Raw genomic sequence first — 13542 nt, 5'->3', positions numbered from 1 at the left:
TATGAAACAACAGGTCTTTGAAACAGAAACTGTATATAATCTGCCTTTTATTTTAGGCACTCTATGGGAAGTCATCAGCCTTCTTTTTCTTGCAGTGATTATTTATTTTATAATAAAGCTATATCGAAAACTAATTAAGTTTTTAGACAGAAACACTCCTAATTAATCAATCTATACTTACCTAAAAACGGCGGGATTTTCCCGTCGTTTTTTATTTAATCTTCTCACTTCTAATTACTTTCTGTTGTGGTTTTGTATAACTAAAAATAAAATTTCTTATTTTTAATGAGATAAAACATTGGTTTTCAATAGTTATACGGTAACATTTAACAACAGATATATGAAAACTTTTTTATTTACTTTATTTGCAACAGCTCTTACCTCCTTTGCTTTTGCGCAAGACCAAGACAAGGTTTTGATACGGGTGAAATATGCTTTTTCACATCTGCCAGACACGACTAATAGAGAAAACTATTATAAAGAAACCATGATGCTCATAGCCGGAAAAAATGCTTCTGTTTACTTAAGTTATGATAAAATACAACAGGATATAGAGGCAAGAAATGCTTTCGAAAAACAAAGCCGACAGCAAGCCAATGTAGAAGTTCCGACGTTTATATCGCCTCCTAAAAAAAAGCCGACAAATAGCATGGAAATTTTCTATTTTGCTAATCAACATAAGTTTTTTATCAAAGAGCAATTGGTGGCTTTTTATCTTACTGAAGAAAAGGTAGAAAAAATCGATTGGAAAATAACAGCCGATACCCAGGTTATTGAAGGTCTGAAATGTAAAAAAGCGACAGGCTATTTTAGAGGAAGAAATTGGACTGCCTGGTTTACAGAAGAACTTCCCTTTTCGAGCGGACCATGGAAACTGGTGGGATTGCCCGGACTGATTATTGATGCCTATGATGAAGATAGCGAAGTGAGTTTTGTTTTTTTAGGATTAGAGAAAATCGACGAAAAAGCTAAGTCCATTCAAAATACATCCAATGATTTTACCGTTAAAAAAATAGGAAGTAGCAATGTCCTATCACAAACCGAAATCCAATTGCCTACTGATGCTATCAAGGCAACTCCACAAGAAATAAAGAAATTGAAAGAAGCTCGTGATAAGGACCCTAAGAAATTTATAAAAACTCAGATGGAATTGGTTGGACTTGGCGGTTTAAAACAAATTTCGCCCGGCAAAATGGGTATTCCTGCTCAAATTCCTGTATTTAATAATCCTATAGAGCGTTCAAAAACTTTATCTCCAAATCCATAATTAAGCTATCTGATTGAATGGCAACTCTAAAAATAACAGTCATCTTCTTCTTTTGTTTTTCATATTCTTGCCTTCTAGCGCAAGAAACAAACAAGGTATTTGATTATGATCAGCTTATTTTTGACAGCGATACCTGCTGCTGGAGAAAACTTGCGGATAATAAAGAATATGAAAAAGGTGCCAACCTGATTGTTTCTTATCTTAAAAACAATAAGACTCATACAAACAAACACTCTTTGAATTGGCATGCCGGGCAACTATTTGCAAAAGCACAAAAGGATCAGCAGGCCATCCGCTATTTTAGAAAAACCTATAATTTCTTGTACCGATGGTTTGGTGGAGAGGATGGAAAAACATGGTATTTTTATGCAAAAGGAACCGTTGCTTTTATCAAAAGAGATAAAGAAAAACTGCATAAAATAATAGAAATCTGGAATAAAAGTCTGCCAAAGGATGGGAATTATGATACCTTGATATTGCTTTATGAAAACTGGGATAAAAAGTACTTAGAGATAACCGAGCGATAGATTATATAACATAATAAAAATATAATTTTTCTTACTTTTATGTTTTTAAAGAAATTTTGTTATTTCCTATTAAAAACTCATAAAATGAAGCAAAAAATACTATTCTCTTTATTTCTATCTTTCAGTTATATATTCGTCTATTCACAAACCAATATATATGCTTCACCAAACGGTCCAAATACAAATGATGGACTATCTGTAGGAACTGCCGTCAATTTGCAAAAAGCAAAAGACATTGCCAGAACTATAATCAGCAACGGTCCCCTCACCGGCGATGTTATCATCAATATATTGCCTGGCGAGCACATCTTGAATCAGACATTAGTTTTTGATTCAAACGATAGCGGAAATAATGGGCATTATGTTATCTATAAATCATATAGCTCTGAGAGTCCCTTAATTAGCGGTGGGCAAAAAATTACTGGATGGTCATTACATGATCAAACTAAAAATATCTGGAAAGCATCTATTGGCAATCTATATTCAAGACAGCTATATGTAAATGGAACTAAAGCTGTAAGAGCCAGAAGCAATGACAGCTTTAATATATACGAAACCAAAACCGGATATTTCTCAACGTGTAACGACTTTTCGACTTGGGGTAATATTCAAGATTTGGAAATTGTTTCCTGCATGCATTGGAGAAATCATAGAATTCCTGTTGAATCAATATGTAATAATCAAATCATTATAAATCCAATTTTTTTTAAATATATTCATAAAGACCCCACTTTTGAAAGTGCACCAATTAATTGGATAGAAAATGCTTATGAACTTATTGATAGTGAAAACGAATGGTATATTAACAAAAATACACAAACTCTATATTATAAGCCTTCAAATAATATAACAACTCAAGAAACAATTAATGCTTTAAACATAGTATTGCCAAAACTTGAAAAATTAATTGACGGTCAAGGTATAAATGGAGCGAATATAAATAATATCAAATTTATTGGGCTTACTTTTAAATATACAACATGGAACCAAGCATCAGAATATAATAGCATTACTGGAAGCAACTATGGATTTTCTCCAAATCAGGCTGACGATACGGCTACACCACCAGCACCATCTCCTTATAGTAGTCTAGGTTTAGAACAAATACCCGCCGCTATTTCATTTAAATATAGTAACAATATTCATTTTTCAAACAATATCGTTACTCATATCGGTTCAACAGGATTAGGTTTTCAAATTGGATCTAACAACAATCGAATCTGCAATAATCGAATTGAAGATATATCTGGAAGCGGCATACTTTTAGGAGATTTTGAACATGCTGGAGATCCTTGCTTAAATCCTAATCTAAATCCCGATACTTATCTTAATTATTGCACAATAAATAATAATTTACTTCTACACAATCATGTATTAGTTAAAAACAATATTATTGAAAACAATTTTATCAATAATATCGCTAATGAATACCTTAGCTGTGTTGGAATTGACGTTGCATTTGCTATAAATACTATTGTTGATCATAATACTATTTCAAATTTCCCTTATACAGGAATATCTTTTGGCCTTGGCCTAAACAGATATTTTGAGCATGGCACAAATAATAAAATCACTTATAACAAAATTGATTGCTCAAAACAGTTTTTAGGTGATGGGGGCGGAATTTATACAGAAAGTAATTTGGGAGAAACCACTACTAAGCTAAATAATTCTTTATCTTCCACAGTAAATCGTGCAGAAATAAGTCATAATTATATCCTAAACCAAACATCCTATTTAGGGGCAATATATTTAGACCAAGCCTCTAGTAATATTAATGTTCATGATAATTTAATTGACATAAAAAATAATATTGCAATTCCACTAAAATCCCAATGTATCACCAACGATGTAAGAGCAATAAATTGCCCAACCGCCACATCACCACCATACGATATTATGTACACATCACATGATGTTAGTATTTATAATAATTATTATAATGACAAATACTCAATGCTTTCAAATGCCAATTATACCGGACTCACGAATATTGATTTCCACTCCAACACTGCTTTTACCGGATTTCAAGCCCAAAATTCAATAATCACAAACTCAGGCCAACAAACAAATTATAACTGTAATTAAAATCTTGAATTATGAAATCAAATCTTTTAGTTTTTCTAACGCTATTTACTACTCTCACTGTTTGCATTTCCTCTGCTCAATGCAATAACCCTGTCATTTTTCCTGCTTCAAATAATGCCGGTACAGGAGGCATTGTTTGTTTAGATGGATCTATTGTAAGTTCTGTACCATATCCAAAAATTTGTTTTGAAAATATACGCGGTGATATGAAGATGGTATATAAAGATACAGATACATTATTCACTTTTACTAAAGAGGGAAGATTAGGCATTGGAACCTTAACCCCGTCTCGATTATTGGATGTTAATGGTAGCGCAAATATTAATGGCGACACAAATATTAATGGTAATGTCACTATCAATAATCATTTTTTAAAATTTGCACCAGCGAATAATATGGATGCCATTATTCAACGAATAACTCCAGGCAATATGATTGTCAATTCTGGCGGAGGAACTTCATCACTATATCTTAATTATGCTTCAGTTTATAATGCAGGAACCGGAGGTGTAAATATTTTTGATGGGGGCACCACAAATTTTGCAAAACTCTGGATAACTAAAGGTATAGGAAACGGAATTGAATCTGTAGGTGGGAACTTAGTAATAAGCCCTTCAGGGGGAAGAGTAATAATTTCTGATTTATCAAATCCTAATTTAAAAATTCCTACTGCTAATTATAAACTAATCGTACAAAGCGGCATCCTCACCGAAAAAGTAAAAGTTGCAGTCCAAAATTCAGCAAATTGGTCTGATTATGTTTTTGCTGAAGATTATAATCTAATGTCTCTTTATGATGTTGAAAAATACATTAAAAAAAATCAACACCTCCCAAATATTCCTTCTGCTAAAGAACTCGTAAAAGAAGGTTTAGATCTTGGTGAAATGCAAGCAAAACAAATGGAGAAAATAGAAGAGCTGACGTTGTATATGATCGAAATGAAAAAAGAAATTGATTCATTAAAAAAAGAAAATTCAGAATTGAGAAAAAAGAATAACAAATCCTAAAAGATAACTTATGAAAAAAGTAATTTTATTTTGCTTGTTATTTTATCACTTCTATTCAGAGGCACAATGTTTATCTGACATCACTTTGCCTACTGGGACTTTTAGCACCGCACTAACAGAATCTTCTACCTGGATTAAGACTTCACCAATAAATACAACTCCTACAATAATGTCTAGCACAGTTGTAATAAAGCTAGATGCCAGTGATTATATTGAGCTAAATCCTGGATTTCTTTCTAATCCAACAACTGGCGCTTTCATGGCCCAAACTATAGACGGTTGCGGGCCACAGATAGCTGCTAAAACACCTACAAATGATTTTCCAGCTAAAACAGATGGAGAAATAATAATATATCCAAATCCGAGTAAAGACCTATTCTATATCAAAACAGACAATCTTACTGATGGTATTGTTGAAGTATATAATACTCTTGGGGTAAAAATCTTAGAACAGAAGTTTCAAAAACAAACGATTATTGAAATAAATTTAAAGGATCAACCAACGCAAATGTTTTTGGTAAAAATCATTTCAAAGAATACAATAGTTTCAAAAAGAATAATTAAAAATTGATTCTTATCGAATCTTAAAGAGCAAACACAAGACTGCAAGTTTTATTCTTTAGTCTTTTTACTTATACCTCTTAATTAAAAGATTTTACCGTAAATAAATTGCCTTATATTTGTGAGAAAGCAAAACTTATAACTGATGAAAAACACTTTCTTAAAACAATCAATCTTATTATTCTTTATGCTATTTGCTGTTGCCTCATTTGGACAAGAGGGCAAGAAAAACCAAAAGGCAGTTATCAAAACAAGCATTCACTGCGACCATTGTAAAGAATGTGAAACCTGCGGGTCAAAATTCCAAACTAATATGCTACGAATAAAAGGTGTTAGGATGTATGAACTGGATGAAAAAAACATGACCATTACAGTGTATTACAATACTACAAAAACGGACCTGAAAACCATCAAAACGGCTATTTCAAAATTGGGTTATGATGCTGACGAGGTTAAGGCGGATATGGTTGCTTATGAAAGTTTAGACAATTGCTGTAAAAAGGCATAATTGGGAGTTACTATGACGGCGAAACCAGACAATATTGATGCGTATATTGCAACTTTCCCTTATGAAGTACAAAAGATACTGGAAGAAGTTCGTACAACAATAAAAAAAGCTGCTCCGGAAGCAACAGAAGCTATTAAATATGCTATTCCTACTTTTGTATTTCATGGAAATCTCGTGCATTTTGCTGCTTTCAAAAATCATATCGGTTTCTATCCTGCACCAGAAGGTATGGAAGAATTCGACAAAGAACTTGCTGTTTATAAAAAAGGAAAAGGCTCTGTCCAGTTTCCTTTAGACCAACCCATACCATTTGATTTGATTGCAAGGATTACTGCATTTAGAATAAAGCAGAATTCCGAAAAAAAGAAATAACATAATGATCCAATTTCAAACGCTTGAAAAAAGCAGTACAGAAGACATCTTGGAGGTTTTCAACAGTTCCTTTTCAGATTACAGCGTTCCCTTTTACCTGACATTACCGCTATTAAAAGCAAAAATCATTAACGATAGCGTGCGCCTTGGATTGTCTGTCGGGGCTTTTGAAGCTGGCAAACTAATCGGTTTTATACTTCATGGTTATGATACAATCAATGGACAATCATTTGCTTATAATGCTGGAACTGGAATCATCCCTAAAAAAAGAGGCCACGGACTCACTGCCAAACTTTATAATCATATTCTTCCGCTTTTGAAAGCTGAAAACACAGACAGTATTAAGCTTGAAGTACTGGCAGAAAATGTTCCTGCATTAAAAACCTATGAGAAAATAGGTTTTAAAACTGTTCGGAATTTTGACTGTTATAAAGGGTCTATCCAGATAGAGAATTATGACAAAACCTATGAAATCAAAGAGCTACAATCGTTTGATTGGCAACGCATAAAACTATTTTGGGATTGGGAACCTTCCTGGCAAAATTCTATCACGGCCATTGAAAATTTAAAAGAAACCACACATGCTGTTGGGATTTTTGACAAGGAACAATTACTTGGGTATTTGATCTTTAATCCTCTCTCTAAAAGAGTACAGCAGTTTGCCATTAAAAAAGAATGTAGAAGAAGAGGACTTGGAAAGCAACTTTTCAATTATATTGCCTCAACTTTTGGCAATGAAATGTCATTAATCAATATAGATGGCAATTCTAAAGAAACAGCCTCATTCTTGGCTTCTTTAGGATTCGAAAAATATATAGTCCAGCATGAAATGGAATTGAAATTGAAGTAATAAAAAACTCCCGCAATTGCGGGAGTTTTTTATTTTTAAGGCTTTTGATTAATATTCAAAAGTTCCGAATTCGCTTTTTATTGTCAGCTTCTTGTTTTCTGAAGCTTCTACCCTTCCCACAATCTGTGCTTCTACATTAAATGATTTTGAAATCGCTATGATGTCGGCAGCCAATTCTTCCGGCACATAAATTTCCATTCTGTGACCGCAATTGAATACCTGATACATTTCTTTCCAATCCGTTTTGGATTGGTCCTGAATAAGCTTGAAAAGCGGCGGCACCGGGAAAAGGTTATCTTTTATGACATGTACATTTTCAACAAAATGCAACACTTTGGTTTGAGCGCCTCCACTGCAATGCACCATTCCGTGAATTTGCTCAGGAGAATACTTGTCTAAGATTTTTTTGATAATTGGCGCATAGGTTCTTGTTGGAGAAAGTACCAGTTTTCCCGCATCAATTGGTGAACCTTCTACTTCGTCTGTCAATTTTACGCCACCGGAATACACCAAATCAGAAGGTACGGAAGCATCAAAACTTTCAGGATATTTTTGAGCAAGATAGTTATGGAACACATCATGGCGTGCAGATGTCAGTCCGTTGCTGCCCATTCCTCCGTTATATGATTTCTCATAAGTTGCCTGGCCAAAAGAAGCCAAACCAACAATTACATCACCAGACCTGATATTGGCATTATCAACTACTTTATCTCTTCGAATTCTTGCTGTTACGGTAGAATCAACAATTATGGTGCGAACTAAATCACCCACATCAGCCGTTTCACCACCTGTTGAATGGATGGTTACTCCAAAGGATTTTAATTCTTCAATGAGTTCTTCTGTTCCGTTAATGATAGCAGAAATTACTTCAGCCGGAATCAGGTTTTTGTTTCTTCCAATGGTTGAAGAAAGCAATATATTGTCTGTTGCTCCAACGCACAACAAATCGTCAATATTCATAATCAGGGCATCTTGTGAAATGCCTTTCCAAACAGATAAATCGCCTGTTTCTTTCCAGTACAAATACGCCAAAGATGATTTTGTTCCTGCTCCGTCAGCATGCATGATGAGGCAGTATTCTTCGTCATTCGTAAGGTAATCGGGAACAATTTTGCAGAAGGCTTTTGGAAATAATCCTTTGTCTATGTTTTTGATTGCGTTATGCACGTCTTCTTTTGAAGCCGAAACTCCTCGCAAATTATAGCGTTTGCTGGTATCAGAACTCATAAAAATAGGTTGTGTTGTTGTGGCGCAAAGATAATCAGTTTTTTTGAGTTTCGATTGGCAGACAGCCATAGATTTTTAGGCTTTCTGCTTTTGCAAAACATCGACTAATTCTCTATGATTTCAATTTCAACACGTCGGTTTGCAGCTCTTTCTTCCTCACTTTTTTCCGGAATGGCAAAAAGCGGCTCGGTAACACCAAATCCTTTATAGGTCACCCTATCCTTATCTATTTCGTTTATTTCTAAGAATCGGGCAATAGCTTTCGCTCTTTTGGTTGATAGGTCTTGCTTGTCACTTTGCATACAGCAAATATGTCCTTGAATTTGTATTTTCATCTGCGGATTTCTTTTCATGACTTCCAACAGCTCATACATTTTAGGTCTTGAATCATTCGTAATCGCAAATGTATTCAGCTGGAAATTGAGGTTCTCCAGTTTTAATTTTTCTCCAGGTTTTGCAACGGTTAGCTTTTCCATAAAGGCAACATCAAAAACCAATTCAGAAGAAGTACCATTAGGGTTCTGGATAGTCATCTTTTGCGGATATTTAGGCATCTCCTTTGGCCTTTTTACAATAGGCTCTTCTTTTATTCCAAGAATTTCATTTTCACGTGGCAAATCTTTGGCTTGCAGGAAATAAATAACAACCTTTCTGTTTTCAGATTTTATTTTGGAATGCTTATGCCTTTCACCAAAGCTTCTGGTTTTGAAATCATCTCTGATTTTCAGTTTTCCTTTTATTGCTTCATAGATAAAACTGACTCTTTTTTGTGCCAGCGTGTCATTAAATCCCGAAGTTCCGTCTTCATCTGTATACCCATTAATGGCTACAATTTTGACCTCTTTATTGGTATTAATAAAATTCTGGAGTTTTTCGTTTTCCTGTTTTTTGAGTTCATATTTATTACTGTCAAAATAGACCGAGAATTCTTCCTGAGCCTGGGCAACTAACGAAAAGAACAAAAAAACGATATAGAGAACCGTATTTTTCATGGGTTGGGTTTATAAATAAAAACGAAGTAACAAATTATTTATTACATAGAAAAATGGGGCCAAGCGACCAGTATGTTTCTATTTACTTTCAAGAACCATAATTTCTACTCTTCTGTTTTCATTGCGTTCTTTTTCATTCCTTTCGGGTATTGGATGTATAGGTCTTGAACTTCCAAATCCTTTATATTGAAGTCTATCCTTACTGATTCCGTTTTCGAGTAAAAAGTTATAAATCGCCCGTGCCCTAATGGTGGCAATATTTTCTAAATCTGTTCCCGGCTGACAGCAGATATGCCCTTGTATTTCTATTTTTAAATCAGGTCTTTCAACCATAATACTCAGCAGTTCTTTTAATATAGGTTCTGATGAAGGCACAATAACTCCGGAACGATCATAGAAATTAAGATTTTTCAGCGTGAGTTTATCTCCAGTTTTTAAATTTTTAGTCTGATCCGTAAGACTTTCTTCTACAACAGGCGCTTCTTTTTTAGGTGGAATAGTATAATAAACAACCGCTTTTCGATCAGCAGCCGCACTACCGGATTGGCTATAGCGTTTGCCAAAACCTTTTACTTCTGCTTTATCATTTATATTTATATTGTTGCTCTTAAGTTTTTCTACAACGTAATTGGCCCTTTTTAAAGAAAGCACATCATTGTATTCCACACTACCTACGGAGTCACAATAACCATAGATCTTATCTACTACCGCAGTTGGATTGTTTTCTATCCATTGCTGTAATTTCTCTGTCGAAGTAGTATTTGTTTCAGAAATATCAAAATCAAAAAATACTTGAAATTGCTGTTCCTGAGAATAAAGAAGTATTGAAAACAACAAGAAAAAGGTTGTGGTAATTTTTTGCTTCACGGTCTATCTATTTTTAATAATAAACGGACGAATCAGAATTTTATTACACCAAATAAAAAGTGAGATAGCTTTCGCTATCTCACCAGTTTTAGAATTAATTTGCGGGAAAAATTAGAATTTAGGTTTGCCTGATTAAAACCAGACTTGTATTTCAAAACTCAAATCCTAAGAGCAAATTAAAATATTTATTTACGATGGGGGTAAATAAATAAGTATAAGTAAAAACTTATGGGGTAAAGTTCTATCGAACTCTTTATTTCATCACTAATTTAAGTTAAATACAGTGTATTCCTCCTTTATTTGGGTCAAAAATCGATAAAAAGCAATATTCTTAGACAAAACACTTTACACTACTATTTCTACTCCCAATCTGGCATTGAAGCATTGGTAAACAGTGTGGTTCTTGACGCTACTATGCCAATCAGATATTTCTGAATATTTCGTGCACTTATGAAATCATTTGATGTATTTACAAAAATTACTTCTGCCTCATTTGGCGAATATCTGGCATCAATATCTACTGTTCCAGCCGGCTTTTCGGTATTGATTTCTGAGGTTGTAAGAGTACTGAAAACATGTTGGAAAATTCGGGTATCAAGCTGTCTGTAATCCGGATTTTCAAAACCAGATACATCCCTTGTAAAAAGTAGCTTTTGTCCGGTTATCGAAAAATTAAGGCTTCCCATAGCTCCATTCACTCCCGAAATAACGAGGTCTGAAATGGCCCCTTCAGCAGTAATCACGTATATTTCAGCATTATAACCGCTAGCATCGTTCACTTTTAGCGCAATCTTTGAACCATCATAACTCCAATCACATTCAGAAATAAATTTACCGTTTGGAGTATGGAAAATCTCGGTCAGGCCGCTTCCATTGCTGTTTATTCGATACAACTTATCAAAACTTGGATAAATGATTTGGCTTCCACTAGTATTCCATGAAAAATTAATAAACTCCGGATTGAATCCGGCAACAGGAACCGTGTTCGTTACTTTAAACACTCCCGAGCCATCCGGATTCATGGTATAGATATGGTTTTGCGCACCGCTGGAACGGATAAAAGCTATTTTATTGGATTGGTTGTTTTTTCTAGGTCTCCAACTATTGGTTTCTGAGCTTGTCAATTGTATCTGGTTGCCAGAATTATCTCCAGCATAGATGACATTATTTTCGCTGAGTTTTTTGACAAAAAGAAAACGGGTATCAGGAAAAGAGGTGGTTGTAAATGTTCGCACCGCACTCAAAACAGGAGGATTTACGCCATCAGAGACTGAAACCTGCCAAAAATATTTTGTGCCAAAAGCCAGATTTTGCAAAGTGTATGTTGGAGTCAAAATATCTGAATATCTGACCTCTTCATCATTAGCATCATTTTTCAATATCACTTCATACTTTAAAGTATCTTGTTCCGGGTCTGTTGCCGTCCAAGTCAATACTACCTGCCGATTTTGGTTCATTGCATTGTCTGCCGGAAGTGCTAAAACTGCAGCATTGGGTGGCCTATTGCCACTGGTAGATACAGACAGTTCAAAAACAATTTCCGTTGTGCTGTTGCTAATCACATTTGCTGCTTCAAATTTTGTGAGGTAGCCGTCTTTTTGGGCCTGAAAAGAATATTGGCCAACGACAACTTTAGGAATCGTAAACCTTCCGTCTTCATCCGTAAAAACAATACTTGATGTTGGGTTTGAAAAAACCTTGGCATTGGCTAAAGGTTCAAACGTGTTGGCAATAACCACTCTTCCTGTAACGGTTCCGAAATCTTCTCCATCGACTTTTTCCTCACTGCAGGAAAGCAGCAGAAGCAAAAGAACAAATCCTGATTTTATAAGACTATTTTTCATGATTTTAAAGATTAAAAATTATTGCTTCAGCGGATTTTGGGCTTCCTCAATGATGTATTTTTCATAAATTTTCTGTTCCTTTTTCGGGAAATAGTAGGTCAGTCCTAAACCAAACCGGAAATAATAATCATCACGCACGCCTCTTTTTAAGTAGTCAATATTGTCACTAAAATTGAGATTGTGTTCGGCATAAATTTTTATCCCGATTGTTTTTGAGGCGAGATACTCCAATCCGGCACCGTATTGCACTTTTGCATGTGTGTTTTCAAAAAGGCGATTCGCACCAAATCCGGCTCCTCCAAAAACATAAGGGCTAAATTGTTCCTTAGGCAATAAAATAAGCTCCGCATTCAAATCGAAAGTCAGATAACCTACATCGAGACGGTCTTTATTAGCAAGGTTGATCACATTTGTAGAGGCACTCAGATTAAAACCTGGAGTAAAAAAATATTTTAAGGCACCACGCCCCATAGGGCGAAACAAGGATTTGTCATAATCGCCATCGATTAGTGTTGCACCTCCTGCTAGTTCCATTGCAAATTTTGATCTTCTTTCTGTTTTGTATCTTCCATAGATTCCTGTAGCATCAGCAACTTCTTTTTCCATTTCGAATTTTGAAATCAGCGAGTCTACTTCTTCTTTGTCTGCATCAGCTTCCCAAATTTTATCTTTGATTCCTTCCAGCACCAAAGTTTGTACGGCTTTTTCTATAGCTTCTGTTACAGCCATCTGCACCGGTTCGTTTGTAGAATATCCCGTTTCGACTTCAAGCAGTCTTTTGAACTTGACATATCTGAAAAAACTTTGGTCAATGGCCTGCGACAAGATTGTTTTAGAAACGTAAACTGATTTTAGTATTTTTCCGCTTGCTGTAGAAATCATCCTGAGATAAATCGTCACGCGATCTTGTCTATATTTTGTGGATCCACCTACTCCAAAATATCGTGCCCCGAAACCGCCGGTTATGATGTTGGTATCATAAGAAACAATGCCACCTTCCAGCAGTACTCCTGCATACAACAAAGGCGTCAGCTGCTGTTCGTTTGAGTTCGGGTTTTTAGAGTATTCCTGGCGTGTAGACCGGATCAGGTTTCTTTCTTGCAAAAGGTTTCCAATGTTTTCACGCTCAATTGGGATAAACCATTTGGAATCTTCTAATGCCTTGATTAATATAGAAGTCGCTCCCTGAGTCACGGCTGTACTGAATGTACTTCCGTTATCTGAAGCCTTATATTGTCCTGTTTGGTCCCTAAATTTATAAATCCCAACCACTACGGGTTCTTTAGGTTTTGGCAATTCTCTCAAAAGTGTTGTTGCCGGCGTGATTTCTCCTATGGATGCTTTTTCAATCTTAACAGGTTGATTAAAATAAGCGCCACATCCGGACAACATCAGCATCAGGACTATCGCTAAGTAATTTTTGATCTGCATA

The 13542-nt window shown here is 35.1% G+C and carries 14 protein-coding genes; 9 read left to right on the top strand and 5 right to left on the bottom strand.

Going from position 1 to position 13542, the window contains the following annotated elements; all coding sequences use genetic code 11:
* Position 1: 1 nt before the first annotated feature.
* The 9 genes from FJA49_RS18440 (at position 2) to FJA49_RS11815 (ending at position 7180) form a co-directional block, all read left to right on the top strand.
* Complete coding sequence (locus tag FJA49_RS18440) at positions 2 to 166, top strand: hypothetical protein (RefSeq protein WP_158629484.1); 165 nt, start codon at positions 2 to 4, stop codon at positions 164 to 166.
* Positions 167 to 340: 174 nt separating this feature from the next.
* Positions 341 to 1267, top strand: coding sequence for a GLPGLI family protein (locus FJA49_RS11850; protein WP_140001130.1), 927 nt, complete (start codon positions 341 to 343; stop codon positions 1265 to 1267).
* Between the two features lie 17 nt (positions 1268 to 1284).
* Positions 1285 to 1794: a hypothetical protein gene (locus FJA49_RS11845; protein WP_140001129.1), complete on the top strand. Its 510-nt coding sequence runs from the start codon at positions 1285 to 1287 to the stop codon at positions 1792 to 1794.
* Positions 1795 to 1878: 84 nt separating this feature from the next.
* Entirely contained in the window at positions 1879 to 3882 is a 2004-nt protein-coding gene (locus FJA49_RS11840; protein WP_140001128.1) for a hypothetical protein, read from the top strand.
* 11 nt (positions 3883 to 3893) lie between these two features.
* Positions 3894 to 4889: a coiled-coil domain-containing protein gene (locus FJA49_RS11835; protein ID WP_140001127.1), complete on the top strand. Its 996-nt coding sequence runs from the start codon at positions 3894 to 3896 to the stop codon at positions 4887 to 4889.
* Between the two features lie 10 nt (positions 4890 to 4899).
* Positions 4900 to 5460 (top strand): T9SS type A sorting domain-containing protein, encoded by a 561-nt coding sequence (locus tag FJA49_RS11830; RefSeq protein WP_140001126.1) that lies wholly within the window; start codon positions 4900 to 4902, stop codon positions 5458 to 5460.
* A 135-nt stretch (positions 5461 to 5595) separates the two neighbouring features.
* Positions 5596 to 5958: a heavy-metal-associated domain-containing protein gene (locus FJA49_RS11825; RefSeq protein ID WP_140001125.1), complete on the top strand. Its 363-nt coding sequence runs from the start codon at positions 5596 to 5598 to the stop codon at positions 5956 to 5958.
* A 12-nt stretch (positions 5959 to 5970) separates the two neighbouring features.
* Positions 5971 to 6330, top strand: a complete 360-nt coding sequence (locus FJA49_RS11820; RefSeq protein ID WP_140001124.1) for an iron chaperone — start codon at positions 5971 to 5973, stop codon at positions 6328 to 6330.
* A gap of 4 nt (positions 6331 to 6334) precedes the next feature.
* Positions 6335 to 7180 (top strand): GNAT family N-acetyltransferase, encoded by an 846-nt coding sequence (locus tag FJA49_RS11815; RefSeq protein ID WP_140001123.1) that lies wholly within the window; start codon positions 6335 to 6337, stop codon positions 7178 to 7180.
* Positions 7181 to 7228: 48 nt separating this feature from the next.
* On the opposite strand, the gene FJA49_RS11810 is transcribed toward FJA49_RS11815, so the two are convergent.
* From FJA49_RS11810 to FJA49_RS11790, 5 genes are all read right to left on the bottom strand, one after another.
* On the bottom strand, positions 7229 to 8407 hold the full coding sequence (locus FJA49_RS11810) for an AIR synthase related protein (protein ID WP_140001122.1): 1179 nt from the start codon (positions 8405 to 8407) through the stop codon (positions 7229 to 7231).
* 104 nt (positions 8408 to 8511) lie between these two features.
* Positions 8512 to 9399 carry an OmpA family protein gene (locus FJA49_RS11805; RefSeq protein ID WP_140001121.1) on the bottom strand — a complete coding sequence of 296 codons (888 nt, stop codon included), beginning with the start codon at positions 9397 to 9399 and terminating at the stop codon, positions 8512 to 8514.
* Positions 9400 to 9477: 78 nt separating this feature from the next.
* Positions 9478 to 10266: an OmpA family protein gene (locus FJA49_RS11800; RefSeq protein WP_140001120.1), complete on the bottom strand. Its 789-nt coding sequence runs from the start codon at positions 10264 to 10266 to the stop codon at positions 9478 to 9480.
* Between the two features lie 359 nt (positions 10267 to 10625).
* A complete protein-coding gene (locus tag FJA49_RS11795; RefSeq protein ID WP_140001119.1) occupies positions 10626 to 12110 on the bottom strand; it encodes a carboxypeptidase regulatory-like domain-containing protein in 1485 nt (494 codons plus the stop codon).
* Positions 12111 to 12128: 18 nt separating this feature from the next.
* Positions 12129 to 13541 carry a CsgG/HfaB family protein gene (locus tag FJA49_RS11790; RefSeq protein WP_140001118.1) on the bottom strand — a complete coding sequence of 471 codons (1413 nt, stop codon included), beginning with the start codon at positions 13539 to 13541 and terminating at the stop codon, positions 12129 to 12131.
* Between the last annotated feature and the right edge of the window lies 1 nt (position 13542).

Origin of the sequence: Flavobacterium microcysteis (genome assembly GCF_006385255.1) — a bacterium.
Lineage (GTDB): Bacteria > Bacteroidota > Bacteroidia > Flavobacteriales > Flavobacteriaceae > Flavobacterium > Flavobacterium microcysteis.
The sequence above is the reverse complement of the archived record's forward strand: the minus strand, read 5'-3'. Positions and strand labels throughout refer to the sequence as shown.

What these genes read in the sequence shown, in the direction of transcription:
- FJA49_RS11820 (WP_140001124.1), top strand. Translation starts at nt 5,971, where the DNA reads ATGACGGCGAAACCAGACAATATTGATGCGTATATTGCAACTTTCCCT.
- FJA49_RS11835 (WP_140001127.1), top strand. Translation starts at nt 3,894, where the DNA reads ATGAAATCAAATCTTTTAGTTTTTCTAACGCTATTTACTACTCTCACT.
- FJA49_RS11815 (WP_140001123.1), top strand. Translation starts at nt 6,335, where the DNA reads ATGATCCAATTTCAAACGCTTGAAAAAAGCAGTACAGAAGACATCTTG.
- FJA49_RS11810 (WP_140001122.1), bottom strand. Translation starts at nt 8,407, where the DNA reads ATGAGTTCTGATACCAGCAAACGCTATAATTTGCGAGGAGTTTCGGCT.
- FJA49_RS11830 (WP_140001126.1), top strand. Translation starts at nt 4,900, where the DNA reads ATGAAAAAAGTAATTTTATTTTGCTTGTTATTTTATCACTTCTATTCA.
- FJA49_RS11850 (WP_140001130.1), top strand. Translation starts at nt 341, where the DNA reads ATGAAAACTTTTTTATTTACTTTATTTGCAACAGCTCTTACCTCCTTT.
- FJA49_RS11845 (WP_140001129.1), top strand. Translation starts at nt 1,285, where the DNA reads ATGGCAACTCTAAAAATAACAGTCATCTTCTTCTTTTGTTTTTCATAT.
- FJA49_RS18440 (WP_158629484.1), top strand. Translation starts at nt 2, where the DNA reads ATGAAACAACAGGTCTTTGAAACAGAAACTGTATATAATCTGCCTTTT.
- FJA49_RS11790 (WP_140001118.1), bottom strand. Translation starts at nt 13,541, where the DNA reads ATGCAGATCAAAAATTACTTAGCGATAGTCCTGATGCTGATGTTGTCC.
- FJA49_RS11805 (WP_140001121.1), bottom strand. Translation starts at nt 9,399, where the DNA reads ATGAAAAATACGGTTCTCTATATCGTTTTTTTGTTCTTTTCGTTAGTT.
- FJA49_RS11825 (WP_140001125.1), top strand. Translation starts at nt 5,596, where the DNA reads ATGAAAAACACTTTCTTAAAACAATCAATCTTATTATTCTTTATGCTA.
- FJA49_RS11840 (WP_140001128.1), top strand. Translation starts at nt 1,879, where the DNA reads ATGAAGCAAAAAATACTATTCTCTTTATTTCTATCTTTCAGTTATATA.
- FJA49_RS11795 (WP_140001119.1), bottom strand. Translation starts at nt 12,110, where the DNA reads ATGAAAAATAGTCTTATAAAATCAGGATTTGTTCTTTTGCTTCTGCTG.